The organism is Thermus sp. NEB1569, assembly GCF_022385295.1.
In the GTDB taxonomy this organism is placed as follows: domain Bacteria; phylum Deinococcota; class Deinococci; order Deinococcales; family Thermaceae; genus Thermus; species Thermus scotoductus.
Window position 1 is genome coordinate 1,485,351 of sequence record NZ_CP092445.1, and the last position, 26,593, is coordinate 1,511,943.

The 26,593-nt window shown below is 66.3% G+C and carries 29 protein-coding genes and 1 tRNA gene; 20 read left to right on the forward strand and 10 right to left on the reverse strand.

Annotation, left to right across the window (positions count from 1 at the left end; all coding sequences use genetic code 11):
- Positions 1-60: 60 nt before the first annotated feature.
- The 8 genes from MI302_RS08500 to MI302_RS08535 are packed head-to-tail and all read left to right on the forward strand — an operon-like array spanning position 61 to position 4,614.
- Positions 61-993, forward strand: a complete 933-nt coding sequence (locus MI302_RS08500) for a bifunctional DNA primase/polymerase (RefSeq protein WP_370687362.1) — start codon at positions 61-63, stop codon at positions 991-993.
- Entirely contained in the window at positions 984-2,195 is a 1,212-nt protein-coding gene (locus MI302_RS08505) for an AAA family ATPase (protein ID WP_239725478.1), read from the forward strand. Before MI302_RS08500 ends, MI302_RS08505 begins: the two co-directional genes overlap by 10 nt.
- Complete coding sequence (locus MI302_RS08510) at positions 2,192-2,530, forward strand: hypothetical protein (RefSeq protein ID WP_239725479.1); 339 nt, start codon at positions 2,192-2,194, stop codon at positions 2,528-2,530. Before MI302_RS08505 ends, MI302_RS08510 begins: the two co-directional genes overlap by 4 nt.
- Positions 2,523-2,819: a hypothetical protein gene (locus MI302_RS08515; protein WP_239725480.1), complete on the forward strand. Its 297-nt coding sequence runs from the start codon at positions 2,523-2,525 to the stop codon at positions 2,817-2,819. The genes MI302_RS08510 and MI302_RS08515 overlap by 8 nt, the downstream gene beginning before the upstream one ends.
- Before the next feature lie 9 nt (positions 2,820-2,828).
- Positions 2,829-3,146: a hypothetical protein gene (locus MI302_RS12200; RefSeq protein ID WP_038029533.1), complete on the forward strand. Its 318-nt coding sequence runs from the start codon at positions 2,829-2,831 to the stop codon at positions 3,144-3,146.
- Entirely contained in the window at positions 3,143-3,445 is a 303-nt protein-coding gene (locus tag MI302_RS08525) for a hypothetical protein (RefSeq protein WP_126200760.1), read from the forward strand. Before MI302_RS12200 ends, MI302_RS08525 begins: the two co-directional genes overlap by 4 nt.
- 1 nt (position 3,446) lies before the next feature.
- Positions 3,447-3,932 (forward strand): hypothetical protein, encoded by a 486-nt coding sequence (locus MI302_RS08530; RefSeq protein ID WP_239725481.1) that lies wholly within the window; start codon positions 3,447-3,449, stop codon positions 3,930-3,932.
- Positions 3,922-4,614 (forward strand): site-specific DNA-methyltransferase, encoded by a 693-nt coding sequence (locus MI302_RS08535; protein WP_239725482.1) that lies wholly within the window; start codon positions 3,922-3,924, stop codon positions 4,612-4,614. The genes MI302_RS08530 and MI302_RS08535 overlap by 11 nt, the downstream gene beginning before the upstream one ends.
- Here the strand turns inward: MI302_RS08535 and MI302_RS08540 are convergent.
- Positions 4,575-5,474, reverse strand: coding sequence for a hypothetical protein (locus tag MI302_RS08540; protein WP_239725483.1), 900 nt, complete (start codon positions 5,472-5,474; stop codon positions 4,575-4,577). The two genes, MI302_RS08535 and MI302_RS08540, sit on opposite strands and share 40 nt — an antisense overlap.
- Positions 5,475-5,860: 386 nt before the next feature.
- Here MI302_RS08540 and MI302_RS08545 point away from each other — a divergent pair, with 386 nt between their 5' ends.
- Complete coding sequence (locus MI302_RS08545) at positions 5,861-6,085, forward strand: hypothetical protein (RefSeq protein ID WP_038029541.1); 225 nt, start codon at positions 5,861-5,863, stop codon at positions 6,083-6,085.
- A gap of 2 nt (positions 6,086-6,087) precedes the next feature.
- Complete coding sequence (locus tag MI302_RS08550; RefSeq protein ID WP_239725486.1) at positions 6,088-7,281, forward strand: site-specific integrase; 1,194 nt, start codon at positions 6,088-6,090, stop codon at positions 7,279-7,281.
- A gap of 77 nt (positions 7,282-7,358) precedes the next feature.
- Here the strand turns inward: MI302_RS08550 and MI302_RS08555 are convergent.
- The 3 genes from MI302_RS08555 to MI302_RS08565 form a co-directional block, all read right to left on the reverse strand.
- A tRNA-Met gene (locus MI302_RS08555) sits at positions 7,359-7,435 on the reverse strand.
- Positions 7,436-7,482: 47 nt separating this feature from the next.
- The gene (locus tag MI302_RS08560; RefSeq protein ID WP_239725488.1) at positions 7,483-7,932 is read right to left on the reverse strand and encodes a YbjN domain-containing protein; all 450 of its coding nucleotides are present in this window, start codon (positions 7,930-7,932) and stop codon (positions 7,483-7,485) included.
- 56 nt (positions 7,933-7,988) lie between these two features.
- A complete protein-coding gene (locus tag MI302_RS08565) occupies positions 7,989-9,101 on the reverse strand; it encodes an FAD-binding oxidoreductase (RefSeq protein ID WP_239725489.1) in 1,113 nt (370 codons plus the stop codon).
- A 61-nt stretch (positions 9,102-9,162) separates the two neighbouring features.
- On the opposite strand from MI302_RS08565, the gene icd reads away from it, so the two are divergent.
- Positions 9,163-10,440 (forward strand): NADP-dependent isocitrate dehydrogenase, encoded by a 1,278-nt coding sequence (gene icd, locus MI302_RS08570; RefSeq protein ID WP_239726518.1) that lies wholly within the window; start codon positions 9,163-9,165, stop codon positions 10,438-10,440.
- A gap of 40 nt (positions 10,441-10,480) precedes the next feature.
- Here the strand turns inward: icd and MI302_RS08575 are convergent, their stop codons facing one another.
- Complete coding sequence (locus tag MI302_RS08575) at positions 10,481-12,268, reverse strand: RNB domain-containing ribonuclease (protein ID WP_239725493.1); 1,788 nt, start codon at positions 12,266-12,268, stop codon at positions 10,481-10,483.
- 33 nt (positions 12,269-12,301) lie between these two features.
- Between MI302_RS08575 and MI302_RS08580 the strand changes: the two genes are divergently transcribed.
- Both MI302_RS08580 and truD read left to right on the forward strand, forming a co-directional pair.
- Positions 12,302-14,014 (forward strand): M3 family oligoendopeptidase, encoded by a 1,713-nt coding sequence (locus tag MI302_RS08580; RefSeq protein WP_239725495.1) that lies wholly within the window; start codon positions 12,302-12,304, stop codon positions 14,012-14,014.
- Between the two features lie 14 nt (positions 14,015-14,028).
- Positions 14,029-15,084, forward strand: a complete 1,056-nt coding sequence (truD, locus tag MI302_RS08585) for a tRNA pseudouridine(13) synthase TruD (RefSeq protein WP_239725496.1) — start codon at positions 14,029-14,031, stop codon at positions 15,082-15,084.
- Between the two features lie 25 nt (positions 15,085-15,109).
- Here the strand turns inward: truD and MI302_RS08590 are convergent, their stop codons facing one another.
- The 3 genes from MI302_RS08590 to MI302_RS08600 are packed head-to-tail and all read right to left on the reverse strand — an operon-like array spanning position 15,110 to position 16,566.
- Positions 15,110-15,550, reverse strand: a complete 441-nt coding sequence (locus tag MI302_RS08590; RefSeq protein WP_126200426.1) for a hypothetical protein — start codon at positions 15,548-15,550, stop codon at positions 15,110-15,112.
- A gap of 21 nt (positions 15,551-15,571) precedes the next feature.
- Positions 15,572-15,937 (reverse strand): alpha/beta fold hydrolase, encoded by a 366-nt coding sequence (locus MI302_RS08595; protein WP_038029744.1) that lies wholly within the window; start codon positions 15,935-15,937, stop codon positions 15,572-15,574.
- The gene (locus tag MI302_RS08600; RefSeq protein ID WP_038029747.1) at positions 15,934-16,566 is read right to left on the reverse strand and encodes an alpha/beta fold hydrolase; all 633 of its coding nucleotides are present in this window, start codon (positions 16,564-16,566) and stop codon (positions 15,934-15,936) included. The genes MI302_RS08595 and MI302_RS08600 overlap by 4 nt, the downstream gene beginning before the upstream one ends.
- A 21-nt stretch (positions 16,567-16,587) precedes the next feature.
- On the opposite strand from MI302_RS08600, the gene MI302_RS08605 reads away from it, so the two are divergent.
- The gene (locus MI302_RS08605) at positions 16,588-16,992 is read left to right on the forward strand and encodes a PaaI family thioesterase (protein WP_239725497.1); all 405 of its coding nucleotides are present in this window, start codon (positions 16,588-16,590) and stop codon (positions 16,990-16,992) included.
- Here the strand turns inward: MI302_RS08605 and MI302_RS08610 are convergent.
- On the reverse strand, positions 16,975-17,937 hold the full coding sequence (locus tag MI302_RS08610; RefSeq protein WP_239725498.1) for a dipeptidase: 963 nt from the start codon (positions 17,935-17,937) through the stop codon (positions 16,975-16,977). The two genes, MI302_RS08605 and MI302_RS08610, sit on opposite strands and share 18 nt — an antisense overlap.
- 14 nt (positions 17,938-17,951) lie before the next feature.
- On the opposite strand from MI302_RS08610, the gene uvrC reads away from it, so the two are divergent.
- Genes uvrC through MI302_RS08640 form a run of 6 tightly spaced genes read left to right on the forward strand, consistent with a single transcriptional unit; the run spans position 17,952 to position 25,283 of the window.
- Entirely contained in the window at positions 17,952-19,730 is a 1,779-nt protein-coding gene (uvrC, locus tag MI302_RS08615; RefSeq protein WP_239725501.1) for an excinuclease ABC subunit UvrC, read from the forward strand.
- Between the two features lie 12 nt (positions 19,731-19,742).
- Positions 19,743-21,521, forward strand: coding sequence for an arginine--tRNA ligase (locus tag MI302_RS08620; protein WP_015717744.1), 1,779 nt, complete (start codon positions 19,743-19,745; stop codon positions 21,519-21,521).
- Between the two features lie 4 nt (positions 21,522-21,525).
- Positions 21,526-22,575, forward strand: a complete 1,050-nt coding sequence (locus MI302_RS08625; RefSeq protein ID WP_239725502.1) for a S1C family serine protease — start codon at positions 21,526-21,528, stop codon at positions 22,573-22,575.
- 20 nt (positions 22,576-22,595) lie between these two features.
- On the forward strand, positions 22,596-23,204 hold the full coding sequence (locus MI302_RS08630) for a deoxynucleoside kinase (RefSeq protein WP_126208992.1): 609 nt from the start codon (positions 22,596-22,598) through the stop codon (positions 23,202-23,204).
- 13 nt (positions 23,205-23,217) lie between these two features.
- Complete coding sequence (locus MI302_RS08635) at positions 23,218-23,826, forward strand: deoxynucleoside kinase (protein WP_239725505.1); 609 nt, start codon at positions 23,218-23,220, stop codon at positions 23,824-23,826.
- The gene (locus tag MI302_RS08640; protein WP_239725506.1) at positions 23,823-25,283 is read left to right on the forward strand and encodes a Mur ligase family protein; all 1,461 of its coding nucleotides are present in this window, start codon (positions 23,823-23,825) and stop codon (positions 25,281-25,283) included. The genes MI302_RS08635 and MI302_RS08640 overlap by 4 nt, the downstream gene beginning before the upstream one ends.
- Here MI302_RS08640 and trmFO read toward each other — a convergent pair.
- Positions 25,260-26,573, reverse strand: a complete 1,314-nt coding sequence (trmFO, locus tag MI302_RS08645; RefSeq protein WP_239725508.1) for a methylenetetrahydrofolate--tRNA-(uracil(54)-C(5))-methyltransferase (FADH(2)-oxidizing) TrmFO — start codon at positions 26,571-26,573, stop codon at positions 25,260-25,262. The two genes, MI302_RS08640 and trmFO, sit on opposite strands and share 24 nt — an antisense overlap.
- Positions 26,574-26,593 lie beyond the last annotated feature (20 nt).

Here is a 26,593-nt window from a genome sequence, read left to right on the forward strand (position 1 = left end):
GTCTGTCCGGGTTCAGAGCATCGCGCATCGCGCTACGAAGCCGCCCTGGCCTACGCCTGCCTGGGCTACCGGGTCCTCCCCCTCCACCCGGGGGAGAAGCGGCCCCACGGGGGCCTGGTGCCCCACGGGCTGAAGGAGGCCTCCCGGGAGGAGGCGGTGATCCGGGCCTGGTGGACCCGGGAGCCCGGGGCCGGGGTGGGCATCCTCGCCCCGGAGGAGGTCCTGGTCCTCGATGTGGACCAAGCGGAGGTCTGGGAGCGGCTGAAGGAGGCGCACCCAGCCCTCCTCGAGGCCCCCCGGCAGAGGACGCCCAAGGGCGGGGTCCATGTGTTCCTCAAACTCCCCCCTGGACTGGAAGGGGCCTTGAGCGCCACCGTGCGGCGCTTGGAGGGGGTGGACCTCCGGGGCATGGGGCGGGCCTATGTGGTGGCCGCCCCCACCCGCCTTGCCGATGGCCGGGAGTACCGCTGGGAGGTGCCCCTGGTGAGCCCAGAGGGGCTTCCCCTGGTGCCCCAGGGGCTCCTCGAGGCCCTTCTCCCCCCTCCCCCACCCCGGGAGGTGCGGACCGGGGAGGCCTCCCCCAAGCGGCTTAGGGCGCTTCTAGAAGCCTACGCCGACCGGGTGGCAAGCGCCCCCCAGGGCATCCGGCACAACACCCTCATCGCCTACGCCCGGGCTGCCGGGGGACTCCTCCCCCACGGGCTGGACCCCCACGAAGCGGAGGAAGTCCTGGTGGCCGCGGCCATGCAGGCCGGGCTTCCTGAGAGGGAGGCCCGGGCGGCCACCAGGTGGGGCCTCGAGGCGGGGGCCAGGGCACCCCTCCCCCTGGAGGACCAGGGGGATTTTGGGCCAAAGGGGGCATTTTGGGCCAAGGGGTTGGCCCAAAATCCTGCCCCGTCCTGGACGGCAAAAACCCGATTTCGGGCCAACGAAGCACCACAATATAAGGACCCCAACCCCTGGGGGGAGGAAGGGGGTGCGGGATGGGGGTGAGGCGCCTTTCCCTGCCCCAGGAGCCCCCCGTGGTGGAGTGGTTCGTGGAGGGGCTCATCCCCGCCGGGTACGTGAGCGTCCTCTTCGCCAAGCAAGGGGAGGGCAAAACCCGCCTGGTGGCCTTCCTCGCCGTCCAGGCCCTCCGGCCCCAGGGGGTCTTCGGCAAGCGCCCCGTGCGGCGGGGGCGGGTGCTCATCCTGGACGCGGACGACCCCGGCGGCCTCGGGTACGCCCTCTGGCTCCACCGCTTCCTCCGGGCCTACGAGGACGCAGACACAGCCCTTCTGGACCTCCGGGCGGTGGAAGGGGGGCTAACCCCTGACGACGTGCAGGCCCTGGAGGCGGAGCTCCACCCAGACCCCCCGGCCCTCATCGTGCTGGACGCCTTCTCCTCGGCCTTCCTGGGGGTGGACGTCATCAAGCCCCAGCAGGTGCACGCCCCCATCCGGGCCCTAACCTCCCTGGCCCAGGCCACGGGGGCGGCCCTCCTCCTGGTGGACCACGTGGGCAAGCTGGCCCCCGGCCAGAGCGTGGCAGAGAAGGGGCCCCTGGGCTCCACCGCCAAGCTCTTCTCCCCCCGGGCGGCCTTCGCCTTGGACCGCCTCCCTCCCCGGGAGGTGGAGGGGCGGGACGTGGTGAAGCTCACCTGCGTGAAGCAAAGCTACGCCCCCCTCCCCCCGCCCATTGGCCTCGAGTTGGTGTGGCTTGCGGATGGGGAGGGAGCCTACTTCAAGCCGTATTCGCTTCCCGAGGCCCTCACCCTGGAGGAGCGGGCGGAAAAAGTCATCCTGGAACTTCTGGCAGAAGCCGGGGGGGAGGGCGTCCCCTGGAAGGCCCTCCTGGAGGAAGCGGTCCAGCGGGGCAACGTTTCCGAGCGCACCGCCAGGCGGGCCCTCTCCGGGCTCCGAGAGCGGGGGCTGGTGGAGGAGGTGGCGCTTCCGGGAAGAGGAGCCCCTAAGGTGCTCCGGCTACCCCGCCCTAATCTCTCTATACCCTTGGCCACAAATAGAGAAAACCCCGTCCAGGACGCAAAAAGATTTGTGGCCAAAGGGTTGGCCACAAATGGGGGAGTTGGCCAGAAATCCCCTAGCCCCGAGGAGGGGATGGAACCCCCTAAGCCTTCCCAGGAAGCAGGGGGGGAACCCGGTGCGGAACCTTCCCTCGAGGCGAGGGAAGCAAGCGATATAGGGGTGGACCTGTGAACGCCTGGCAGGCCCTAAGAGCGCACGTGGTGCCCTTGGCGGAGAAGCTCAGGCGGGTGCGCCCCCCCAAGCTTCGGGTGGTGGTGCATGGCGAAGTGGTCTACTGGGCCCTCCTCCTCCCACCGGAGGAGGACCTGAAGGCCCACGCCCAGGCTTGGGGCGGGGTGAGGTCCTGGGAGGAGTGGCTTCTGGACCGCCTGGACCGCCTCGAGGCCGACTTTCCCGAAGCGCTGGAGGTGGAGCTCCTGGGGGTGTGGGCGGGGAGCCCGCCCCGGGTGGAGCCCGTGGCCGCCGCCCGGCCCAAGGGGCGGAAGGAGGTGCGGGAGTATGCCTGAGCTGAGCCGGGTCCTGGAGGAAATCGCCCAGATGGGGGGGCACCTGCGGGTGGAAGGGGGGCGCCTGGTCCTCCTCCTCCCCGAGGAGGCCCCCGCCCTGCGGGAGCGGGCCCTGCGGTGGGGGGAGGCCCTGGCCCTTCTGGCCCTCGAGGCCCCCAAGGGAGAGCTTCCCCCCAGGCTCCTGGCCGTCTTGGCGGAAGCGGTGGCGCGCTGGGGGCTTCCCGGGCCCCTGGCCGTCCTGGAGAAGACCCGGGAGGCCTTGGGGGGTAGCTCCCGGCCCCGGGCCTAGGAGGTGGGGATGGCGGGCGGGAAGGGGCCGAAGCGCAAGGGAACCCGGGCGGAGCGGGAGGCCTTGAAGCTCCTCCGGGAGGCGGGGCTGGAGGCGAAGCGGGTTCCCCTTTCGGGAAGCGCCCCCGGCTACCCCGGGGACCTGGTGGCCCACCTCCCCGGCCTGGGGGAAGTGGTGGTGGAGGTAAAGGCAAGGCGGCGGTTTGGCCTCGAGGGGTGGCTTGAGGGGCGGAGCCTTCTGGTCCTCCGCCCTGACCGGAGGCCTCCCTTGGCGGTGATGCGGCTGGAAGATCTCTTGAAGGCGCTTGGCGCAAAGGAGGAAGCATGACGGGCAAGCTTACGGTGCAGGCCCACCCCCTGGCCCTGGATGGGCCGGAGGTGCTGGTGCGGGTGCAAGGCGGAGGCCCGGCCTGGAGCCCGGAGGCCCTGGCCCGCCTGGGCGTGCGGAGTCTAGTCTTCCTCAAGGATGGGCGGATCGCCCTCTTGGTGCGGGAAAGGGAGCAGGTGAAGGAAGTGGTGCTGGGCCTGGTGGCTTGGGCCCTGAAGCGAGGCCTCGAGGTGGAGGTAGACCCCTTGGCCCGGGAAGAGCTCAGGTGGGGCCCCCGCTTCGCCCCCGAGGAGGCTTGAGGTGCCCAGGCCCAAGGACCTTTACGGCACCCGGGGGAGCCTCCTCCGCAAGCTGTGGAAGGCCGTCAAGGAAACCTCCAAGCTCCTGGACTCGGAGGATCCCCAGGTGGTCCTCCGGGCCACGCACGCCCTGGCCACCATCGCCGCCTCCTACCGGGCGGCCTACGCGGAGTGGGAGCAGGAGCGGACCGAGAAAAACCGCCAGAAGGAAAAGCAAAACCGTCCGCCCTTGACCCGGATTGACCCCTATATCGTCTGGCTCATCAAGCGGGACGTGTACGGCATCGAGGAGCCTCCCCCACCCTTGCCCCAAGACCCGGAAGGCGTCTACTGGGTAAAGAAGGCATCGGCCGACCAGGGGCTCCCCGACCCCTACGAGAACCCGCCCCCCGAAGCCTCCACCCCCTCCGAGCCCTCGCGGCAGGTGTTCACCGTGGAGCCCCTTCCTCCCAAGGGGGCGGAACCCGAGAAGGACGATGAGGCTTGAGCTCCACCACGGGGAGGCCCTCGAGGTCCTGGCCCGCCTCAAGACGGGAAGCGTGGGGGCGGTCATCACGGATCCGCCCTATGGCACGGGAGGGTGGAAGCGCCCTGGAGCGGGGCTGGGAAGCGATCCCCGGGGGTTTTGGACCCGGGAGGCCTGGGATGAGTGGAGCCTGGCGTGGCTACCCGAGGCCCTGCGGGTGAGCACGGGGCCCGTGGTCTTCTTCCTGCCCCAGGAACGCTTGGAGGAGGCCCTGGCCTTTGCCCGGAGCCGGGGGCTTCCCTACCGCCTCCTCTTCTGGGCCAAGCCTGACCCCAGGCCCCGGCCGCAGGGGCCCGCCTACGGCTTCGAGCCCATCCTGGCCATAAGGCCCCTTCCCGGGAAAGGCAAGGACTACCTCCTGGCCTCCTCCCCCCGCCCCGGGAGGGACGGAGAGGCCACGGGCCACCCCCACCAGAAGCCCGTGCGGGTCATGGGCTGGCTGGTGGAGCTGGCCTCGAGGCCCGGCGAAGTGGTCCTGGACCCCTTCATGGGCTCAGGCTCTACCGGGGAGGCGGCCTTGCGGCTGGGGCGGGGCTTCATCGGGGTGGAGCGGGAGGCCTCCTGGTACCAGGTGGCCCAGAAGCGCTTGCAAAGCGCCCTGCTTCAGGCCCCCCTCCTCGAGGCCCCCACCGGAGAAGGCTGAGAAGCCCCACGCCGCCCACGCCCTCTCAGAGGGCGGCCAGGGGACGAAAAGGCTCCAGAAGCTGCTCCAGAAGGGGCACGTGCTTCTCCTTGCCCTCTGCCACAAACGCCGCCTTTACCTCCCCCCCCCCGGTCCAGGAGGTAGCGGGCCACTTCACCCGCCTCCCTGGGGTGGGTTCTGGCCGCCATCCTGAGGGGGGGTAAGAGGTCCTGAAAGGGGCGTTCCCAAGGCCCCCATTCCAGGTTGGTGCGGCCCAGATACTCCCAAGCGAAGGTGGCTCGCCTCCGGGCCGCCAAGAGCGGGTGGTAGGGGTAGAGGAAGCGGCCTTCCCCCTCAAGCCAGGTGCGGTAGCTAGGGGGTAAAGGCCACGGCCACCGCTTCCGGGACACCTCCCGCCCCAAAGCCAAGGCCGCCTCCGCCGTCTCCGGATAGAGGTAGAGGCCGAGAAGGGTGGCCAAGCCCTCGTAGAAGTCCACCTCCCCTTGCGGGGGTGAAGCCTCCTTCAGCTTCTGCCAAAAGGCCTCGAGGTCCGAAAGGCGCGGAAGGGGCGGGGGAAGCTCAAGCCAGTCCGGAGAGCGTAGGGGAATGACCCGGGGGGCCCGCTTGCCCATGTGCACCAGGAGGTTGGAGCGGGCGGCGGGAGAAACCTCCTTTCCGTAGGCCTCAGCGTGCAGGAAGAAGGCCTCCATCCACCCGGGCCAATACTCCACCTCCATGATGAACCAAGGGTAGGTAAAGGCCTCTTCAAAGAAGCGCCTCACGTTCTCCCAGCCGCACCCCTTGCGCCAGGCCGCCTCCAAGAGGTTGAAGAGGTCAATCCAGTCATCGCACCAGAAGGTCAGAAGGTCGCCGTTGCGCATTTCAGGGGTCTCCCCCTCCTCTAGGGGCTCCTCGCAAAGCCCTTTGTAGAAAGCCCAAAGGCTCCAAAGCCAGGCCAAAGTGGTGGAACAGTCCTGCTTCCAGAAGCGATCTCGGTGAAAGTACCAGGGGATACCCACGATCCACCTCCCCAAAAACCCTCATCCCGGCCCCTGGCGGGGCGTGCCAAACCCCTCCCTGAAACGCCCAAAAAGCGCCTCAGGCCTCGAGGGGTATTCGCTTGCCGGCCATAGCCCCAGGGTAGCGGGCTCTCCCCTCTTCGGTCAACGGGAGGCGAAGGAAGGCGAAGGAACCCGAAGGAAGGCGAAGGCGTGGCGGCGGGAGGAGTGGAGGGGCGAAGGTTGGCGTGAGGCGCGATAATGGACTCATGCGGGGCGCTCATCTCCAGCGGGTGCGGCTACCCCTGCGGGTGCGGCTCAGGCTCTTGGGAGTGGAAGCCCTGGGCCCCGAGGAGGAGAGCCGGATGGTGCGGCTACGGGGGCCCGAGCACATGTTCCGGGTCCTCGAGGAGCTCACCCCCAAGGAGCGGGGGGAGGCCATGCTGGCCGGCCTCAAGGCCACGCACTACTGGTTTGACCCCCCGGAGGAGTAGGCGTGAGGCGGCGCGGCGGGAAGGGGACGGGCACGGTCTTCTACGACCGGAGGCGGGGGCGGTGGGTGGCCCAGCTCACCGTGGGCTACGACCGCACCACGGGCCTCCCCCGGAAGATCACCCGGGTCTTCCCCACCCGCAAGGAGGCGGAGGCTTGGCGGGTGGAGCAGGCAGCCCGGCTCCACAAGGGGCTTCTGGGCTCGCCGGAGGCCATCACCGTGCGGGAGTGGGCCTCGAGGTGGCTTGAGGGCAAAGCCCAGGAGGTCCGTCCCCGTACCCTGGACCTCTACCTCCAGGACCTGGGGCACGCCATCCCCTCCCTCAAGGACCCCAAGGCCCCGGACCCTTTCGGCTCCTTGCGCCTCCAGGCGGTCCAGCCCTCCCACATCCGGGGGGTGCTGGAGGGGCTGAAAAAGCGGTACAGCTTGCGCACGGTGCGGGCGGTAAGGCAACGGCTCCACCAGGTTTTTGAGGAGGCCTTGGCCCTCGAGATCATCGCCCGCAACCCCGTGGCCCCGGTGAAGGTGCGGGCCCCCAAAGGGGAGGGGCAGGAAAAGGCGGCCCGGGCCCTGGAGCCCCACGAGGTGGCTGCCTTCCTCAAGGCCCTGGACCACCACAAGGACCCCCGCACCGCCCTGGCCCTCCGCCTCTGCCTGGCCTGCGGCCTGCGGCGGGGGGAGGTTTTGGGCCTGAAGTGGGAGGACCTGGACATCGAGGCGGGCACCCTCACCGTACACCGGGCCTGGACGGAAAACGGCAAGGGGCTCCTCCTGACCGCCCCCAAGACCGCCAAGAGCAGGCGCACCGTGCCCATCCCCCACCAGACCCTGCAGCGGGTGAAGGCTTACCGGGAGATGTGGCTTAGCCAGGGCTTCTCCCCCGAGGAGCTTCGGGACAAGTGGCTTTTCCCAAGCCTTGAAGACGAGGCCCGGCCCATCCACCCCCACAGCCTCAACAAAGCCCTGGAGCGCATCAGGAAGTCCCTGGGCCTCCCCCGCTTCCGGCTCCACGACCTCCGGCACACCTACGGCTCCTTCCTCCTGGCCAACGGGGCCCCGGTGGAGCTGGTTTCCGAGCGCATGGGCCACGCCAACCCCAACATCACCTTGGCCGTTTACCGGCACCTCCTGGAGGAGGAGCGGCGGGGGTGGGTCCTGGACCCCGAGGACGTGGCGGGGCCTCGAGGGGAGGCTTGAAGGGATAAGCTAACTATTCGCTAACTGCAACACCCCCCGGCCATGCTACCGGGGGGTGAAGCTTTGCCTTTACTTGCTGGTGGCGGCGGTGGGACTCGAACCCACGACACCACGATTATGAGTCGTGTGCTCTGACCACCTGAGCTACGCCGCCACGGGCGCACCAGGCAATCCCCATCTTAGGGGAGGGCCCCCAAGCGGTCAAGGTTCAAAGCCGATGTGATCCATGAAGTCGGGGAGGATTTCTTCGGCGAAAAGGTCCAAGAAGGCCCTCACCGCCCCCAGGCTCACCCCTCCCGTGAGGTCCAGGTCCGATTCCACCCACACGGTTCCCTCCTCGTCCAAAAAGACCCGGCTAAAACGGCGGTCCCGGTTCCAGGCGTTCACGGCCTCGAGGTCCGGCACCTCGTCCAGGGTGAATCCGGCGCTTAGGGTCAGAACCCCGCACCGCCCCTCCTGGCAGAAATCCAGGTAGAGCCAGACCTTAGTCAAGCCAGCCATCTCCAGACGGAACTCCTGGGCATCCGTCTTCTCGTAGGCAAGACCCGCCTGCTTGAGAATCCCTTCCACCTCGGCCGGGGTCAAGTCCTTGACCACGGCCTGCCCCAAGGCCAATCCCCAAAACAACAATCCCGCCAGCAATATTCTCATAAAACCCCTCTTCCGTCCCGGTGGGCCCCTAGGCGACCTTGCAGGACACCCCCAGTCTACACGATCCCCTTCTCCTTCAGGAAACGCCCTTCCCGGAAGCGATCCAAGCGGAACGGGGTTATATCCAGGCTCCTCGCCTTCCCGTGGACCACTTCCTCCGCCATAAGCCTCCCCACCATGGCCGCCTGCTGGACCCCGTGGCCGGAAAAACCCGCCGCCACCAGAAGCCCCTCCTCCACAAAACCCAGGATGGGGTTGGCATCCGGGGTCATCTCGTAGTAGCCCCACCAGCTGGCCCTTCGGTCCAGGGCAAGCCCTTCCAGGAAGGGAAAGCGGGAAAGGCCCGCCTCGAGGGTCGGAGCCAGCCATCTCCAGTCCATGCCCTCGGAAAAACCCGGGGGCTCATCCGGGTTGGACCGGCCCATGAGCACCCTCGCCCCCTCCGAACGCAGGTAGAAGCCCGTGGCCAGGTCTATGGCGAGGGGAAAGGCATGGGGAAAGGGAGCGGGGGCCGTGGCGAAGACCATGCGGCGCACGGGCCGGATGGGAATCTCCAGGCCAAGCCTTTTCCCCACCTCCCCCGTCCAGGCTCCGGTGCAAAGGAGGAGAAAGGGAGCCTCGTACGCCGCCAAGGGGGTTTCCACCCGCCATACCCCCTTCTTTCTCCGGGCGGCCACGAGGGGCTCGGAAAAGCGCACCCTGGCCCCAAGCCGCCTGGCCTCCCTGAGGTAGTGGGCGGTAACCCCATGAGGGTCTATGACCCCATCCATGGGACCGAAGGTGGCGTAGGCCAGGCCCTCCTCCCGGAAGGGCACGTGGGATTGGGCCTTCTTTAGGGAAAGCTTCTCCACAGGCACCCCCAAAGCCCGCTGAGTAGCCAAGGCTTCCTCCTGGGCTTCCCTCAGGGCCTCCGGCACCAGGAAGAGGTAGCCGATGGGCCGGTAGCTGGCCTCCGGAATCCTTTGGTACTCCAGGATGGAGTGGTAGGAAAGGAGCACGTTTAAGGGCTCGGAGAACTGCACCCGCACCCCGGCGGCGCTCTTTCCCGTGGAGCCCTGGGCAAAGGTGGCCTCCTTTTCCAGGACCACCACCTTTAGCCCGGCTTCGGCCAAACGGTAGGCGCAGGCCGCCCCCACGATCCCCGCCCCCACCACCAGGGCATCCGGCATGCTCCCAGTCTAGGACACCCTTCCCCCAAAGAGGGGGTATGCTATGGCCCGGAGGGTAGCCATGGGCTACAAACACATCCGTATCCCCGAGGAAGGCGAAAGGATCGGCATCAAGGATGGGGTTCTCCAGGTCCCGGACCAGCCCATCATCGGCTTCATCGAAGGGGACGGGACCGGACCCGACATCTGGCGAGCCGCCAAGCCGGTACTGGACGCCGCCGTAGAAAAGGCCTACGGCGGCAAACGCAAGATCGCCTGGGTGGAGATCTACGCGGGGGAGAAGGCCAACCAAGTCTACGGGGAGCCCGTCTGGCTTCCCGAGGAAACCCTGGACTTCATCCGCGAGTACCTGGTGGCCATCAAAGGGCCCCTGACCACCCCGGTGGGCGGGGGCATCCGCTCCATCAACGTGGCCCTAAGGCAGGAGCTGGACCTTTACGCCTGCGTGCGCCCCGTGCGCTGGTTCAAAGGGGTACCCAGCCCGGTGAAGCACCCCGAGCTGGTCAACATGGTCATCTTCCGGGAGAACACCGAGGACATCTATGCCGGGATTGAGTGGCCTGCAGGCAGCGAGGAGGTGCAAAAGGTCCTGGACTTCCTCAAGCGGGAGTTCCCCAAGGCCTACGCCAAGATCCGCTTCCCGGAGACCTCGGGAATCGGGATCAAGCCCGTCTCCAAGGAGGGCACGGAGCGCCTGGTGGCCGCGGCCATTGACTACGCCCTCAAGGAGGACCTGCCCAGCGTCACCCTGGTGCACAAGGGCAACATCATGAAGTTCACGGAAGGAGCCTTCCGGGAATGGGGCTACGCCCTGGCCCGGGAGAAGTACGGGGCCACGCCCCTGGATGGTGGCCCCTGGCACGTGCTGAAAAACCCCCGCACCGGCCGGGAAATCGTCATCAAGGACATGATCGCCGACAACTTCCTGCAACAGATCCTCCTTCGCCCCGACGAGTACTCGGTGATCGCCACCTTGAACCTCAACGGGGACTACATCTCCGATGCCCTGGCCGCCCAGGTGGGTGGAATCGGCATTGCCCCAGGGGCCAACATCAACTACCAAACGGGGCATGCGGTCTTTGAGGCCACCCACGGAACCGCGCCCAAGTATGCGGGCCAGGACAAGGTGAACCCCTCCAGCGTCATCCTCTCGGGGGAGATGATGCTCCGCTACATGGGCTGGAACGAGGCAGCAGACCTCATCATCCAGGCCATGGAGCGCACCATTGCCAAGGGGCTCGTTACCTACGACTTCTACCGCCTCCTGCAGGCGGAGGGCAAGCCCGCTACCCTTCTTAAGACCAGCGAGTTCGGCCGGGCCTTGATCGAGCACATGTAATACCACTCGCCCACGAGCCTCGTCCAGGAAGGTTCGCAGGCTAGAGAAGGGTGAAGCGGGCCTCGAGGCGAGGGAGGTCCGCCTCCAGAAAGCGGAGGCGGACCTCAGCATCCAGGGGTAGGGGTTTGCTGAGGGCCACCTGGGCAGTCAGGCCCAGCTCCGGCAGGAGGAAAATCCCCTGCCCTCCCCTTTTCTCCACCAGGATTCCCCTTCCCTCGTACCCCTTCTCCATCAGGTAGACCAGGATCCAGTGGAGCTTGCTCTTCCTCTCCGCCTCCCGCACCAAATCGGCCATGGACTCCGCCGCCCCCACCCTCTGCAAAACCTCCTCCTGGGAAAGGGGCTTTTCCCCTTTTAGCCAGGCCCTCAGTTGCTGGTGGGCCACCAAGTCTAGGTAGCGCCTTAAAGGGCTCGTCACCTGGGCGTAGAGGGGAAGGCCCAGGCCCCTGTGGGGTGCGGGCACGGCCTTGAGCTGGGCCCTCTTCAGGGCCTTGCGCTGTTCCCACATGGCGCTCAGGCCCTCCCCCTCCACCCGCCTACTGGGTGCCTCCTGGGTGGCGAAGGGGAAGGGCAGTCCCTCCCTGAGGGCCAGGTGGGCGGCGACATAACCCGCGAGATGCATGGCCTCCTGGACCCAGATGCGGCTTTCGTAGGCCTCGAGGGGACGGATCCTTACCTCCTGGCCCTCCAAGCGCACCTTCACCTCGGGTAGGCGGAGGTCCAGCCCCCCTTGGGCCAGGCGCTTCCGCCGGAAGGCCAAGGCCAGGTCCCGCAAAGGAGCAAGCTCCTCCACCCCCAGGGCCTCCCGGTAGCTGAGCCTCCTCACCCTTACCCAGCTTGGGACAATCTCCTCCTCCAGGATCTCCCCTTCCCCGGAAACCTTGAGGCGAAAAGTCAGGGCCGGGGACACCTCCTTCAAGCCCAAGCCCAGAACCCAGGTGGCCTCCTGGGGCAGCATGGGTACCGTCCCCTCGGGCAGGTACAGGTTGGCCCCCCGGCGCATGGCCTCCTGGTCCAAGGGGCTAAAAGGCTCCACCAAGGCCGCCACATCCGCCACGTGCACCCAAAGCTGGAAACCCTCGGGTACCCTTTCGGCGTAGACGGCGTCGTCCGGGTCCTGGCTTTCCTCGTCGTCGATGGCGTAGGCGGGGAGGTGGGTCAGGTCCACCCGCTTTTCCTGGGGAAGGGCAGGTAGGCGAAGCTCAGGAGGAACGAGGATAAGCCCAAGCCGCCTGGGATGGGGGTTTTGCCGCTGCCACACCCCGAGGCGCAGGAGAAGGCCGTGGGCGGCCTCAGGAGTTTCGGGAAGGCCCAGGGCTCTGAGCACCCGGCTTTCCCTTCTTTCTCCCAGGGCCATGGCCTCCACCTCCTGGATTAAGGGGCGGTCCTCGGGGGCGGGCACCCCTTCTCTAAGCCGCCTTACCCCCTCCTGGAAGCGCCGCTCCTGTTCCTCCCGCTTTCTCCTGGCCTCGAGGAGGGCCTCCACTTCCTCCCGGGTGCGGGCCCGGACCCTTTCCCCCTCCAGGAGGAAGCGCTCCCCCCTTTGTGCCAGAAGATAGGCTCCGTAAGCGGTCTCGGGCGTGTACGACCCGTAGACCAGCTCGGCCAAGTCCTTGAGATCCACCACCTGGCCCTGAAGAAGCTCCCAGGCAGCCTCCTCCTCGCCCTCGGGCGGGTTCAACTCCAGGGAAGCGGGCCCGGGGTGAAGCCAGAGGACATCCTTGGGACGTACCCTTACCCGAGCCCCATCGGGCAGGGTGAGTTCCAGACGGTCCCCCTTTTCCACCGCCAAAGCAGGCCTACCCTTGTAGACCACCAACGCGGCCACGCCCCTAAGGATACACGGGGTATAGTGAGCGGCATGGAGTGGGACCTTTCCGACCTGTACCTTAGCCCTGAGGACCCAAACCTCGAAAGGGACTTGGCCGAGGCTCTGAACCTCGCCAGCAGCCTGGACCCCAAGGACCTCCTCCATCCCAGCCGGGCGGAAGGCCTTTTCCGGCGCTACGAGGAAGCCCTGGAGAAAGCCTATAAGCCCTTGAACTACGCTTCCCTTTACTTCGCCACCCGCACCCAGGACCCCGTGGCCAAGGCCCTTCTGGACCGGGTAAGGAACCGCTACACCGAGGTGCGAAACCGCCTGGTGCCCCTCGAGGTGGCCCTGCGCAAGCTTCCCGAGGAGGCCTTCCAGGCCCTCCTGGAGCACCCCGGCCTTGCCGATCTCCGCCACTTCCTGCAAGGGCAGAGGGCCTTCGCCCCCCACACCCTTTCCGAGCGGGAGGAGGAGCTTCTAAACCTCAAGGGCCTGGTGGGAAGAAGCGCCTGGAGCCAGTTTTACACGGAATACACCGGCCGCTTCCGCTTCCGGGTGGGGGAAAGGGAGCTTACCGAGATGGAGGTGCGGGCCCTGAGGCGGGACCCCGACCCCAAGGTGCGGCGGGAAGCGCACCGGGAGCTATACGGGAAGCTCATGGCCGAAGCCCCCACCCTAAGCGCGGTGTTCAATGCGGTGTTCCTGGACTACCTCCAGGACCTTCGCCTACGGGGTTACCGCCATCCCCTGGAGCCCGTGGCCCTCCGGGACGAGGTGGAGGTAAAGGACATCGAGGCCCTCCTCGAGGCCACAAGGGCCCACTACCGCCTGGTGGAGGCCTACTACCGCTGGAAGGCCCGGCGCCTGGGCCAAGAGAAGGTGCCAAGCCAAGACCTCCTGGCCCCTTTGGGCAAGAAGCCCAAGATCCCCTTTGAGGAAGCCAAGGATCTGGTCCTCACCGCCTTCGGCAACTTCTCCCCGGTGGTGGAGAGAATCGCCCGGGAGTTCTTTGAGAAGCGCTGGATAGATGTGTACCCGAGGCCCGGGAAGCGGGGTGGGGCCTTCTGTTCTGGCGGGCTTCCCTCCACCCACCCCTACGTCCTCCTCAACCACACCGACGACCTGGACGCCGCCCACACCCTGGCCCACGAGCTTGGGCACGGGGTGCACTTCTACCTGGCCAGGAAGCAGCGCCTCCTGAACTTCGGGGCCTCCACCCCCCTGGCGGAAACCGCCAGCGTCTTTGCGGAGATCCTCCTGGACGACCTCCTCTTGGAAAGGCTTTCCCCGGAGGAACGCACCCTGCTTCTGGCCGAGAGGGTGGAGGATGCCATCGGCACCCTCTTCCGCCAGGTCATGTACACCTTCTTTGAGCGAAGGAGCCTCGAGGCCCGCCGGGAAGCCGCCCTTTCCCCCGAGGCCTTCCACGGGATCTGGCAGGAGGAGCAGGGAAGGCTTTACGGGGATGCCGTGGATTGGACGGAGCTGGACCAAGCGGCCTGGGCCGGCATTCCCCACTTCGTCCATTACCGCTTCTACACCTACAGCTACGCCCTCGGGTATCTGGTGGTGCTGGCCCTCTACGGCAAGTACCAGGAGGAGGGAAAGGCCTTCGTGCCCAAGTACCTGGGGATCCTCGAGGCGGGGGAAAGCCAAAGCCCCAAGGAGATCCTGGCCCAAGCCGGGGTGGACCTGGCCTCCGAGGCCTTCTTCCAGTACGGCTTCGGGGTCCTGGAGTCTTGGCTAAAGGCCCTTCTCTAAGGCAAAATAAAGGGATGGACCTGGTCTATCGCCCCGGGCGTTACCCTTACCTCACCCAGGACCTCCCCGGCGTGGGGGGGGTTATCCGCCTTCTCCCCCAGGATTTCCAGGTGGAGGAGGTGCCCGCCTACCTGCCCAGCGGGGAAGGGGAACACCTCTACTTCCTCCTGGAGAAGGAAGGCCTCACCACCCGCCAGGTGGTGGAGTTCCTGCGGGACGAGGTGGGGGTCCCGGAAAAGGAGATCGGGGTGGCGGGGCTGAAGGACAAGCGCGCTCAAACCCGCCAGTGGTTCTCCATCCCCCGCAAACACGAGGATGCCCTCTGCTTGCTGGAAAACCTTAAGGGAACCCGGCTTCTGGAAGCCAACCTGCACACCAACAAGCTGCGCACGGGCCACCTCAAGGGAAACCGCTTCCGCATTCTCATTCGCGGGGCCCACCACGTGGAACAGGCCCGGGCCATCCTGAAGACCCTCGAGGCTAAGGGCATTCCCAACTACTACGGCCCCCAGCGCTTTGGCCTCGGGGGGCAGAACCCGGTCAAGGGCTATGAGCTGGTGAAGAAGGGTAAGGGAAGGGGAAATCCCTGGCTTAAGCGTTTCCTGATTGGAAGCCTGCAAAGCCTTCTCTTCAACGACTGGGTGGCCCTAAGGATGGAAAGGGGGCTTTACGACCGGGTCATCCCCGGGGACTGGGCCAAGAAGCACGCCACGGGCGGGGAGTTTCTGGTGGAAAGGGAGGAAGAAGCGGAAAGGGCCTTAAGGCTTGAGATCAGCGCCACCGGCCCCCTTTTCGGCAAGAAGTACCCGGAGGCTCAGGGGGAGGCCAGGGCCCTGGAGGACAAGATCCTGGCCCGCTATGACCTGAAGCGGGAGGAGTTCCGCGCCCGCCGGGGAGCGAGGAGGCCCATCCGCATCCCCCTTACGGAGTGGACCCTGGAGGAAACCCCAGAAGGGCTTTGGCTAACCTTCTTCCTGCCCAAGGGCAGCTACGCCACCAGCCTCCTAAGGGAGGTGATGAAGGTGGAGGTGGATGCCCCGGAAGAGGAAGAAGCCCTGGGGGAGGGCTAAACCCTCCCCCAGCCCTGGGTAGCCGTTAGAAGCGGTAGCCCACCTTCAGCTGCCCGGCAAAGTTACCCCCGGCGAGGCCCAGGTCCCCGCCCAGGAAAAGGGGGGCCCCCAGGGCGGCCTTAAGGTCATACTCGGCATCGGCCCGGAAGTAGAGGGCGGTATTTGCAAACTGGAAGCCCGGAATGACCACGCCAAGCCCCACCCCGGCCTTTAGACCCTCGGCCACAGGGTAGAGGTAGCGGAAGAGGAAGGATCCGTTCCAGTTGCCGTTCACGTTATAGGCGAGGTCCAGGGCTGGCCGCACCTCCCCCACCGGGGGCTGGAAGAGCTGGCAGTGCCAGGAGGCCTCGAGGCCAAAGCCCTGGCTACCCCCTACCACCGCCAAGGAGGGCTTTAAGTTCTCCACGGAAAACTGCGCCAAGCCTAAGCCCAATACCACCGCCAAAACACCCAGAATCCTCCGCATACAACACCTCCCATGGGCATGTTAATCCATGTTCACGGCCCTTTTCAAGCCCTCATCTAAGGCATCTCCAGAAAACACCCGATACCCCCTATCCCTAAGCACCTCACCCACCGCCTCCCCTATTCCCCGGACCAGGATGGGGGGCGAGCCCAGGTTGAGCATGACCAAAAAGCCCACCACGTACTCGGCCAGCTCCTCCGGGGCCATGGAAGGCCCACCCGTGCGCCCGTAGCCGGGGAGGTCCAAAAGGTAAAAGGTAAACCCTTGGGGAAGCACCTCGGGCCACACCTCGGCCTCCTCCGCCAGGAGGAGCACCGCTGGACCCCTGCCCAGCCGGTCAAAAACCAGGTTGAGCCCATAGAGGTGAAGGTACCCGGTTCGCCTCATAGGGCAAGGCCTCCGGGCAAGGGACGGAAAGCTTCCCCCAGGAGAAAATCCGCCACCAGGTCCACCACCTCCTCCCTAGCCTCCCAGGGCACCAGGTGACCCGCCTCCTCCAGGGTAAAGCGCAAGGCCTCCCCCTTGGCGAAGTCCGCCACCTCCCTGCCGTAAAAAGGCGGGGTAAAGGCATCCCAGGCCCCCTGGACCACCAGGATCCGGGCCTCCGTGCCCCTAAGCCAGCGGCGTTCATCGGAAAGCCCTTCCATAAGGGCCAGCCAGGCCTGCACCCCTTTCTCCGAAAGCCCTTCCCTCCAGGCGGCGAAGATCTCCTCGCTTCCCGCCGCACGGGGGCCAAAGAAAAGAGCCCGGCCCACCCGGGCAAACCCCTCCATCCCTCCCACCTCCAAACCAAAGCGGAGGGCGGCCAGCTTGGCGGAAAGAAGGGCATCCCGCCGCAGGATGGGGGAAAGGAGCACCAGGCTTCTTGCCCCCTCCTGAAAGCCCACCTTCAAGGCAGCAAGGGCCCCTTCCGCAAAGGCGATCAGGTGAAGCCCCTCCTCCGAGGGGAGGTCCAGGAAAAACTCCAGCCCCGCCGGGGGGGAAAGAAGCCCAGGAAAAAGCCGTATCTCGCCCACGCCCCCTTTATACTCCAAGGCATGGAAGGAAAAACCATTCCCCAGCGGGAAACCCTGGATGCCACCTTGGGGGTGCGCTACCTGAAGCTGGAAAAGGAGGAGGTGGTGGCCGAGCTGGAGGTGACCCCCAGGGTGCACCAGCCCTTTGGCTTCCTCCACGGGGGAGCCACGGTGGCCCTGGCGGAAAGCGTGGCCAGCGTGGGGGGATTCCTCAACTGCCCGCCAGGGCATGCCGCCTTCGGCCTGGAGATCAACTGCAACCACATCCGCAAGAAACAGGCGGGGACCCTCCGGGCCATAGGCCGGCCCCTCCACGTGGGCCGCACCACCCAGGTGTGGGAGGTCAAGGTCTACGACGAGGAGGGAAAGCTGGTGGCGGCAAGCCGGTGCACCCTGGCGGTGGTGCCCCTAGAACCAAGAACGTAACCACCGAAGCCAGTTCCTCCCCAGGAAGTCCTCGTCCCCCAAGGCCCTGAGGTCCCGGTGGCGGTCCAGCCCCAGGGGAACCGCCTCGAGGCCAAACCCCCCGTCCCAGTCCGTGCCCAAGGCCACCCTCCTTGGCCCCAATATGGCTTCCGCATGGGCCTTATGGCGGAAAAAAGCCTCCAGGGGAAGCCTGGGATCCCCCCGCTTCCAGCCCCGGTCCAAAAAGGCGTTAAAGGGCACCAGGCCCAAGACCCCTTCCCGCTTCCTTAGGGCCTCCATAAGCCGGTCGGAAAGGTGGCGGGGGGAGGGCACCAGGGCCCGGGCGTTGGCATGGGTGGCGCACACCGGGCCCGAGAAGACCTCCAGGGCCTGGAAGGCGGCTTCCTCCGCTAGGTGGGAGAGATCCAGGGCCATTCCCAGGCCCTCCATTTCCCGCAAAAGGGCTTTTCCCAAGTCGGTCAGGGGAGCCTCCTCGGCGTTGCCCCCTGCGTAGGCATTCCGGGTGGCCCAGGTGAGGGAAAGCATCCTGAGGCCCCTTTGCCGCAACGGAGCCAACTCCTCAGGGGAGGCGAGGGCATGGGCGCCTTCCAGGAGGAGCACCAGGCCCGGGATCCGGTCCTCCCGGTGACGGGCGAGGTGCGCCTCCAGATCCCTTCCGTAGCGGAGGATCCTCACCCATCCCTTGGCCTCCCAGGCCTCGTAGAGGGCCAGCTGGGCGTACACCTCCTCCTGCCAGTCCTCGAGGCCCCCTTCCCTGGGATCCACGAACAAGGTGGCGAAGGCCACCGCCACCCGGGCCTCCCTAAGGCTTTCCAGGGTCACCAAGGGGGTTTCGGGATGGGGGTCCACCTCCCTAAGGCGGTCCAGGGGTAGGGAGAGGTCCCGCTCCAGGATCCGGGCGTTGTAGGCCAAATCCAGGTGGGCGTCCACCATGACGGGCTCCATAGGGGAACTCTACAATGGGAGGCGTGCGGCTTGCCGAGCTTCCTCCTCTCCCTGAGGCCCCTGGGGTCTACCTTTGGAAGCGGGAAGAGGAGGTCCTCTACGTGGGCAAGGCCAAAAGCCTAAGGGCCCGGGTGCGGAGCTACTTCCACGCCGAGGGCAAGGCCAGGCGCATCGCCGAGGAGGCCACAGACCTGGACTTCATCGCCACCCGGGACGAGGTGGAGGCCCTCCTCCTCGAGGCCAACCTCATCAAGGCCCACCGTCCCCCCTACAACGTCCTCCTCAAGGACGACAAGCACTACCCCTTCTTAAAGCTCACCCAGGAGCCCTTCCCTACCCTTTTGGTGGTGCGGCGGGTGGAGGAGGACGGGGCCAAGTACTACGGGCCCTTCCCCGAAGCCAGCGCCCTAAGGCGCATCAAGACCCTGATAGACCGCCTTTTCCCCTTGCGCAAGAACTCCGGCTACCCCATGAAAAAAAGGCGCTATCCGTGCCTCAACTACAGCATGGGCCGCTGCCTGGCCCCTTGCGTGGGCCTTGCCGACCCCAAGGCCTACCAGGAGGTAGTACGCCAGGTGGAGGCGGTGCTGGAGGGGAAGGTGGATGGGCTCCTAAGGGAGCTGGAAGCCAAGATGCGGGAAGCCGCACAGAGGTTAGAGTTTGAGCGGGCAGCGGAAATCCGGGATCAAATGGAGGCCCTAAGGGCCTTCTTCTCCACCGCCCAGCAAGCCTTTGACCCGGAGATGGGGGACCTGGACTTCCTGGGCTTGGCCCAGGCAGGGCCTTTGGCAGTGGTGCAACTGTACCAGGTGCGCTCAGGGCGGATCCTGGGACGCATCAACCGGGTGGTGGAAAAAGAGGAAGCGAGCCCTGAGGAAATCCTCTGGGCCTTCCTGCGGGACTACTACCTGGAGGCTTCCCCCCTACCCCCCCTGATCCTGCTGCCCTTCCCCCTGGAGGACCTGGAAAGCCTAGCAGCCCTGCTTCACCGCCGCGCCGGGCGGAGGGTGGAGCTAAGGGTGCCCAAAAAGGGGGAGAAGGTAAGGCTTCTCGAGCTGGCGGAGAAGAACGCCCGCCTGGCCCTGGAAACCGAGCTCAAGCAACTGGAAAGGCGGGGGGACCACCCCGCCCTAAAGGCCCTCCAGGAGATCCTGGGGCTATCCCAAAGGCCCTATCGCCTCGAGGGGTACGACGTAAGCCACCTCCAGGGGGAGGCCCGGGTCTTTTCCATGGCCGTCCTGGAGGGGGGTAGGCCCAAGAGGGCGGAGTACCGCAGGATGCGCCTGAAGGCGGGAAACGACGACTACGCTGCCATGGAGGAAGGGGTATACCGGCGCTTCACGGGAAGCCTAAAGGACCTGCCCCTCCCCGACCTCCTCCTGATCGATGGCGGGCTAGGCCAGGTGCGGGCAGCAGCCCGGGCTTTGGAAAGGGCCGGCCTGAGCCTTCCCCTGGTGGGTTTGGCCAAGAAGGAGGAGGTCCTCATCACCCCAGAAGGCCGGGAGATCCGCCTCCCCCTCACCCACCCGGCCCTCCAGCTCCTCATCCACCTTCGGGACGAGGCCCACCAGAATGGCCTCCGCTACCACCAGAAAAGGCGTGCCCAGGAGGCCCTTAAGGTCCTGGAGGGCATCCCAGGCATTGGGGAAAGGCGGAGGCAGCTCCTCTTGGAGCGCTACGGGGGGATTAAGGCCTTAAAGGAAGCACCTTTGGAAGAGCTTGCCCGCCTGCCGGGCATGAACCGCAAGGCGGCGGAGGCCCTGAAGGCCGCTTTGGAAGGGGCCCTGGGGTAAGATAACCCCCTGATGGTGCGCCGCGCCCTGGAAGAGGCCATTCACCAAGCCCTCAAGGAGATGGGCCTGGACCTCCGTCTCAAGGTGGCCAAGGCCCCCAAGGACAAGCCCGGGGACTACGGGGTTCCCCTCTTCGCCTTGGCCAAGGAGCTAAGGAAACCCCCCCAGGCCATCGCCGAGGAGCTCAAGGCCCGCCTGGCCCTTCCCCCTTTCGTGGAGGAAGTCATCCCCGTGGGGGGGTACTTGAACTTCCGCATCCGCACGAAGGATCTCCTCAAGGAGGCCCTGAGGCCCAAGGAGCCTTTTCCCAAGAGGGAAGGCCTGGTGCTCATCGAGCACACCTCGGTGAACCCCAACAAGGAGCTCCACGTGGGCCACCTGCGGAATATCGCCCTCGGGGACAGCCTGGCCCGCATCCTGGACTATGCGGGGCGAAGGGTCCTGGTCCTGAACTACATTGACGACACAGGCCGCCAGGCGGCGGAAACCCTTTTCGCCCTAAGGCACTACGGCCTCACCTGGGACGGGAAGGAGAAGTACGACCACTTCGCCGGCAATGCCTACGTGCGCCTTCATCAGGATCCCGAGTACCCCAACCTGCAGGGGGGCATAGAGGAAATCCTTCACGCCCTGGAGCGGGGGGAACTCAGGGAAGACGTCAACCGCATCCTCCTGGCCCAGATGGCCACCATGAAGGCCCTGAACGCTCATTACGACCTTCTGGTCTGGGAATCCGACATCGTTCGGGCGGGGCTTCTGGAAAAAGCCCTGAGGATCCTGGAGCAGAGTCCCCACGTCTTCCGCCCCACGGAGGGCAAGTACGCGGGGGCCTTGGTCATGGACGCAAGCCCCTTCATCCCCGGGCTGGAAGACCCCTACTTCGTCCTGGTGCGCTCCGGGGGAGCCGCCACCTACTACGCCAAGGACATCGCCTTCCAGTTCTGGAAGATGGGCCTTTTGGAGGGGTTGTACTTCCAGCCCTACGAGAACCCCTACTACCCGGCCCTGAGAACCAGCGCCCCCCAGGGGGAACCCTACACCCCCAGGGCCCGGGAAACCATCAACGTCATCGACGTGCGCCAAAGCCACCCCCAGGCCCTGGTGCGGGCGGCTCTGGCCCTGGCGGGGCACCCTGAGCTGGCGGAGGGCGCCTTCCACCTGGCCTATGAAACCGTACTGCTGGAAGGTAAGCAGATGTCCGGGCGCAAGGGCCTGGCGGTGAGCGTGGATGAGGTCCTGGAGGAAGCGGAAAGGCGAGCCCTTGCCGTGATAGAGGAGAAAAACCCCGACCACCCCGCCAAGGAGGAGGCGGCCAGGATGGTAGCCCTGGGGGCCATCCGCTTTGCCATGGTGAAGACCGAGCCCAGGAAACAGATCGATTTCCGCTACGCCGAGGCCCTTTCCTTTGAAGGGGATACGGGCCCCTACGTCCAGTACGCCCACGCCAGGGCCCACAGCATCCTGCGCAAGGCCGGGGAATGGGGGGAGATAGACCTTGCCCAGGCCACCCCGTACGAGCGGGAACTGGCCTTAGCCCTCCTGGACTTTGAGGAGGCGGTGCTGGAAGCTGCCGAGGAGAAAACCCCCCATGTCCTAGCCCAGTACCTGCTGGACCTTTCCGCCAGCTGGAACGCCTACTACAACGCCAAGGAGGACGGGAGGCCCGCCACCCCGGTGCTCACGGCACCCCCGGGCCTGAGGGAACTCCGCCTTGGCCTGGTGAGGAGCCTGCAAGAAACCCTGAAGACGGGGCTTTCCCTCCTGGGTATCCCCGCCCCTGAGGTAATGTAAGGGCATGCGCCTCGTCCTCGCTGCCCTCCTCCTCTCCCTCTTGGCCCTGGGCCAGCGCCTGGTCTCCCCCGAGGAGGTGGCCCGAAGCCAGGTGATCCAAAGGGCCCTGCCCGCAGTGGTCCGGGTCCAGGGCTCCCCAACCGCCCCTGGGGAGAACCAGGTGGTGGGCACGGGGTTCTTCGTGAGTCCCTTCCGGGTGGTCACCAACTACCACGTGGTCCAGGACTTGGCCGACCTCACCGTGCGCCTGGCGGACGGGCGCACCTTTCCTGCGGAGCGCTTCGCCGTGGACCCCGGGATCGATATCGCCCTTCTCACGGTACGCGGCCTCCAGGCTCCTCGGGTGCTGGCCTTCAGCAAGACCCCCAGCACCAGCCTTCCCCTAGGCATGGGGGTGGTGCTGGTGGGGTTTCCCTTCGGCCAGGGGCCCCTGGCCTCCTACGGGATTCTCTCCGGCATAGGCCCCCTCGAGGTTCCCTCCCCCGACCCCAGCGTGGGAGCCGAGGTGGGGGAATACCTCTTCACCGACGCACCCCTCACCGTGGGCAACTCGGGAAGCCCCCTTCTGAACCTGCAAGGGGAGGTGGTGGGGGTGGTGGCGGACGTGGTGGGAGGACCCTCGGGGGTGGGAGGAATCGGGGTGGCCATCCCGGCGGATCTCGTGGCCCAAAGCGTCCAGGACCTGGAGCGGTTCGGCATCCCCCAGCGGGGCTGGCTGGGGGCCAGCCTGATTAGCCTGGACGAACTTCCGCCGGTGCTCCTCAGGGCGGTGGGCCTCACCACCACCCAGGGGGCCATGGTGGACCGGGTGGACCCGGGAAGCCCTGCAGCCCGGGCCGGCCTAAGGGGAGCCCAGCGGGATGCCCAGGGGAGGCTTTTGGCCCTTGGGGATGTGATTCTGGCGGTGAACGGCAAAGCGGTCAAGGACAAGGCGGAGGTGGTCCGCCTCATCGCCCGCTACCGCCCTGGGGACCGGGTGCGGCTAACGCTTTGGCGGGAAGGACGGAGGCTCGAGGTCACCCTCACCATGGTGGCCCGGCCTATCAGGCGTTAGGCTACCTTGCGGAGGTAGGGGTGTACGTAGCCATAGAAGGACCCATTGGCGTGGGCAAAACCACCCTGGCCCGGCTTCTTGCGCAAAGGTTTGGGGCCGAGCCCCTTCTGGAGGTGGTGGAGGAAAATCCCTTCCTGTCCCTTTTCTACCAGGACCGGAAGCGCTACGCCTTCAAGACCCAGGTCTTCTTCCTCCTTTCCCGCTACCGGCAGCTTTCCCGCCTTCGGGAAAGGCCCCTCTTTGGCGGGGTGGTGGCCGACTACCTCTTTGACAAGGACGCCATCTTCGCCAGCCTCAACCTGGAGGGCCCCGAGTGGAACCTTTACTTGGACCTTTACCGGGAGCTTTCCCTGAAGCTTCCCCCGCCCGACCTCACGGTCTACCTAAGGGCCCCGGTGCCAGTGCTATTGGAACGCATCCGGAAACGGGGCAGGCCCTTTGAGGAGGGGATGGACCCCACCTACCTCGAGGCCCTCTCCGAAGCCTACGAGCGCCACTTTGCCCGCTACGCCCATCCCCTTTTGGTCCTCGAGGCGGACCAGCTGGACTATAGCCAACCCGGCCCCGGTCAGGACCAGGTGGTGGCCCTGGTGAAGACCCACCTGGCCCAGGACGGCAGGACCGCCTAAAGAAGGGTCCAGCATGTATCTGGCCATCGCCGGCAACATCGGTAGCGGCAAGAGCTCCCTCACCGCTTTGCTCTCAGAGGCCTTCGGGCTGAAGCCGGTGTACGAGGCGGTGAGCGAAAACCCCTACCTGGAGGACTTCTACCGGGATATGGGGGCCTACGCCTTCCACTCCCAGGTCTTCTTCCTGGCGAGAAGGGTGCGCCAGCACCTTCTGGAGGTGAACGGGGCGAGGGCCGTGGTGCAGGACCGCACGGTCTATGAGGACGCCCTGGTCTTCGCCCAGAACCTCTACCGGGAAGGCCACTTGAAGGAGCGGGACTGGCGAACCTACCTGGACCTCTTCCAGAGCGTGTCCCCAGCCCTTAGGAAGCCCGATCTTCTCATCTACCTCCGGGCGAGCCTCCCCACCTTAAGGGAGCGGATAAAAAAGCGGGGAAGGCCCTTTGAGCAAAACCTCCCCGACCGCTACCTTCTCGGGCTCAACGCCCTCTACGAGCAACTCATCGCCTCCTGGGACCTCTCCCCCGTGTACGTGGTGGAGGCGGACCAGATAGACTTCGTGGAAAAGGCGGAGGACCGCGATAGCCTTCTTGCCGCCCTCCGCTTGTGGATCCAGCCATGACCCTCGAGGAACTCTTCGCCCCCTTTGGCCTTAAGGCCCCGCCCCTTAGGGTCTTAGGCCTCACCCTGGACTCGAGGCGGGTGGAACCCGGTTACGTCTTCGTGGCCGTGCCTGGGGTGCCCCTTCCCCACCGCAAGCCCTTGGACGGGCACGACTTTATCCCCGAAGCCCTGGCCAAGGGGGCCATCGCCGTGGTGGGGGAAAGGGAGTTAAGCCTTCCCGTGCCCTACCTGCGGGTGGGGGACGCCCGGGAGGCCTTGGCCCACCTGGCCCGCCATTTCTTCGGCGAACCGGACCGGAAACTGGCCCTCTTGGGCATCACCGGTTCCAAGGGAAAGAGCACCACGGCAAGCCTCCTTCACCACCTCCTGCAAGCCGGCGAAAAACCCGCCGCCCTCCTCTCCACCGTGGGCCTCCGCCTGGGAGAGGAGGCCCGCCCTAACATCGGCCATTTCACCACCCCCGAGGCCCCCGAGGTGTACGGGTTTTTGCGGGAAGCCGTGGAAAGAGGGCTGGAGGCTGCGGTGCTGGAGGTTTCCAGCCACGCCCTGGCCCTGAAGCGGGTGGAGGGGCTTTCCTACCGCATCGGGGTCTTCGTGAGCTTCTACCCCGACGACCACCTGGACCTGCACGGCACCGCCGAGGCCTACTTTGCCACCAAGGCCCTTTTGGTGGAGCGCTCCCATTTCGCCGTTTTAAACACCCGCCTGCCCCATCTGAAGCGCCTTCTTCCCAGGCCCCATCTTCTCTTCGGACCGGGTGGGGAGGTGTGGGGGGTGGGCTTGCGGGAAGGGGAGGAAGGCCTCCGCTTTACCCTGCATACCCCCTGGGGCTCGGGGGAAGCCTTTTTGCCCATGCTGGGGAGGTACAACCTGGATAACGCCCTGGCCGCTAGCGCCGCCGCCTTGGCCTATGGGCTCTCCCTGGAAAAGGTGCTTCAGGGCCTCGCCACCTTTAGGGGGGTGCCGGGGCGGATGGAGGTGGTGCAGAGAAAGCCCTTCCGGGTGGTCATCGACTTCGCCCACACGGGAAAAAGCCTGGAGGAGGCCCTAAAGACCCTGCGGGCCACCACCCGGGGAAGGCTTCTTCTGGTGGTGGGGGCTGCCGGGGAACGGGATCCGAGGAGGCGGGAGGATATCGGGCGGGTGGCGGCGAGGCTTGCCGACAAGACCTTTTTCACCGAGGAGGACCACCGCACGGAGGACCTCCGGGCCATCCTCGAGGCCCTGGCCAAGGCCGCCAGGGAGGAGGGGAGCCTTTACGAGATCATCCCCGACCGCAAGGAAGCCATCTTCCGTGCCCTTTCCGAGGCCCGGGAAGGGGATACCGTCCTCCTTGCCGGCAAGGGGCACGAGCGCACCCTGGAAAGGGGTACCCTGGCCCTGCCCTGGGACGAGAAGGCGGTGGCCCTGGAGGGGCTAAAGGCCCTGGGCCTAGGTGGAAGCGAGCATCCCTAGGGAAGCCACCCATTCCTCAAAGGCCCTGAGGCCCCTATGGTACATGGCTTCCCGCTTCTCCTTCTTGGCCATCCTTCCCTCCACCGGAGGGACCAGCCCCCAGTTGGCGTACATGGGCTGGAAGCCCTTGGGGTTGGCGGTGGCCAGGAAGCGGACCAATCCCCCCAGCATGCTTTCCTCCGGCGGGGCCACGGGTTTTAACCCCCGGTAGCGCCGGGCGGCGTTCAGGCCTGCCAGGAATCCTGTGGCGGCGCTTTCCAGGTAGCCCTCCACCCCGGCCAGCACCCCCGCGGCGAAAAGCCCTTCCTGCTCCTTAAACTCCAGGGTCTCCTGGAGTAGGAGGGGAGCGTTTAGGTAGGTATTCCGGTGCATCACCCCGTAGCGCACGATCTCGGCGTTCTCCAGGCCCGGGATCATCTGGATGAGCCGCTTTTGCTCGGGCCACTTAAGACCGGTCTGGAACCCCACCAGGCTCCACATCCGCCCCGCCTTGTCCTCCTGGCGAAGCTGCACCACGGCGAAGGGTTCCTTGCCGGTCCTTGGGTCCTTGAGCCCCACGGGCTTCATGGGGCCAAAGAGGAGGGTTTGGTAGCCCCTTCGGGCCAGCTCCTCCACGGGCACGCAGGCCTCAAAGAACTCCCGCTTCTCCCACTCGTGGGGGGTGTGCTCTTCCGCCTCGAGGAGGGCCTGGTAGAACCGCCGGTACTCCTCCTCGGTCAGGGGGCAGTTGAGGTAGTCCGCCTCCTGGCCGTAGCGCCCGGCCCGGAAGCATGTTTCCAGGTCAATGCTCTCGTACAGGACGATGGGGCTTGCCGCATCAAAGTAGCTCAGGAAGTGGTCGCCAAACCGGTGCCGTATAGCCTCGGAGAGGGCGTCGGAGGTAAGAGGCCCCGTGGCCAGGATGGCCAGGCCCTTGGGGATCTCCGCCACCTCCTCCCGCACCACCTCCACCAGGGGATGCCGGGAAAGCCTCTCCGTGATGTACTGGCTAAACTCCTCCCGGTCCACGGCCAAGGCCCCTCCCGCAGGCACCCGGGCCCTAGTGGCTGCCTCCATGACCAGGCTTCCCGCCCGGCGCATCTCCGCCTGCAGTAGCCCCTTGGCGTTCGCAGGCCCTTCGCCCCCCAACGAGTTAGAACAGACGATCTCCGCCAGCCTTTCTGTGGCGTGGGCCGGGGTCATGCGCTTGGGGCGCATCTCATAAAGGCGCACGGGAACCCCAAGCCGCGCCAGGGTCCAGGCGGCCTCGCTTCCCGCCAAGCCTCCGCCCACCACCGTCACCCGTTCCATCCCTTAGATGGTACCACCTG

What these genes read in the sequence shown, in the direction of transcription:
- MI302_RS08505 (WP_239725478.1), top strand. Translation starts at nt 984, where the DNA reads ATGGGGGTGAGGCGCCTTTCCCTGCCCCAGGAGCCCCCCGTGGTGGAG.
- MI302_RS08515 (WP_239725480.1), top strand. Translation starts at nt 2,523, where the DNA reads ATGCCTGAGCTGAGCCGGGTCCTGGAGGAAATCGCCCAGATGGGGGGG.
- MI302_RS12200 (WP_038029533.1), top strand. Translation starts at nt 2,829, where the DNA reads ATGGCGGGCGGGAAGGGGCCGAAGCGCAAGGGAACCCGGGCGGAGCGG.
- MI302_RS08525 (WP_126200760.1), top strand. Translation starts at nt 3,143, where the DNA reads ATGACGGGCAAGCTTACGGTGCAGGCCCACCCCCTGGCCCTGGATGGG.
- MI302_RS08535 (WP_239725482.1), top strand. Translation starts at nt 3,922, where the DNA reads ATGAGGCTTGAGCTCCACCACGGGGAGGCCCTCGAGGTCCTGGCCCGC.
- MI302_RS08540 (WP_239725483.1), bottom strand. Translation starts at nt 5,474, where the DNA reads ATGCGCAACGGCGACCTTCTGACCTTCTGGTGCGATGACTGGATTGAC.
- MI302_RS08545 (WP_038029541.1), top strand. Translation starts at nt 5,861, where the DNA reads ATGCGGGGCGCTCATCTCCAGCGGGTGCGGCTACCCCTGCGGGTGCGG.
- MI302_RS08560 (WP_239725488.1), bottom strand. Translation starts at nt 7,932, where the DNA reads ATGAGAATATTGCTGGCGGGATTGTTGTTTTGGGGATTGGCCTTGGGG.
- MI302_RS08565 (WP_239725489.1), bottom strand. Translation starts at nt 9,101, where the DNA reads ATGCCGGATGCCCTGGTGGTGGGGGCGGGGATCGTGGGGGCGGCCTGC.
- icd (WP_239726518.1), top strand. Translation starts at nt 9,163, where the DNA reads ATGGGCTACAAACACATCCGTATCCCCGAGGAAGGCGAAAGGATCGGC.
- MI302_RS08580 (WP_239725495.1), top strand. Translation starts at nt 12,302, where the DNA reads ATGGAGTGGGACCTTTCCGACCTGTACCTTAGCCCTGAGGACCCAAAC.
- truD (WP_239725496.1), top strand. Translation starts at nt 14,029, where the DNA reads ATGGACCTGGTCTATCGCCCCGGGCGTTACCCTTACCTCACCCAGGAC.
- MI302_RS08590 (WP_126200426.1), bottom strand. Translation starts at nt 15,550, where the DNA reads ATGCGGAGGATTCTGGGTGTTTTGGCGGTGGTATTGGGCTTAGGCTTG.
- MI302_RS08595 (WP_038029744.1), bottom strand. Translation starts at nt 15,937, where the DNA reads ATGAGGCGAACCGGGTACCTTCACCTCTATGGGCTCAACCTGGTTTTT.
- MI302_RS08605 (WP_239725497.1), top strand. Translation starts at nt 16,588, where the DNA reads ATGGAAGGAAAAACCATTCCCCAGCGGGAAACCCTGGATGCCACCTTG.
- MI302_RS08610 (WP_239725498.1), bottom strand. Translation starts at nt 17,937, where the DNA reads ATGGAGCCCGTCATGGTGGACGCCCACCTGGATTTGGCCTACAACGCC.
- uvrC (WP_239725501.1), top strand. Translation starts at nt 17,952, where the DNA reads ATGGGAGGCGTGCGGCTTGCCGAGCTTCCTCCTCTCCCTGAGGCCCCT.
- MI302_RS08620 (WP_015717744.1), top strand. Translation starts at nt 19,743, where the DNA reads ATGGTGCGCCGCGCCCTGGAAGAGGCCATTCACCAAGCCCTCAAGGAG.
- MI302_RS08625 (WP_239725502.1), top strand. Translation starts at nt 21,526, where the DNA reads ATGCGCCTCGTCCTCGCTGCCCTCCTCCTCTCCCTCTTGGCCCTGGGC.
- MI302_RS08635 (WP_239725505.1), top strand. Translation starts at nt 23,218, where the DNA reads ATGTATCTGGCCATCGCCGGCAACATCGGTAGCGGCAAGAGCTCCCTC.
- MI302_RS08640 (WP_239725506.1), top strand. Translation starts at nt 23,823, where the DNA reads ATGACCCTCGAGGAACTCTTCGCCCCCTTTGGCCTTAAGGCCCCGCCC.
- trmFO (WP_239725508.1), bottom strand. Translation starts at nt 26,573, where the DNA reads ATGGAACGGGTGACGGTGGTGGGCGGAGGCTTGGCGGGAAGCGAGGCC.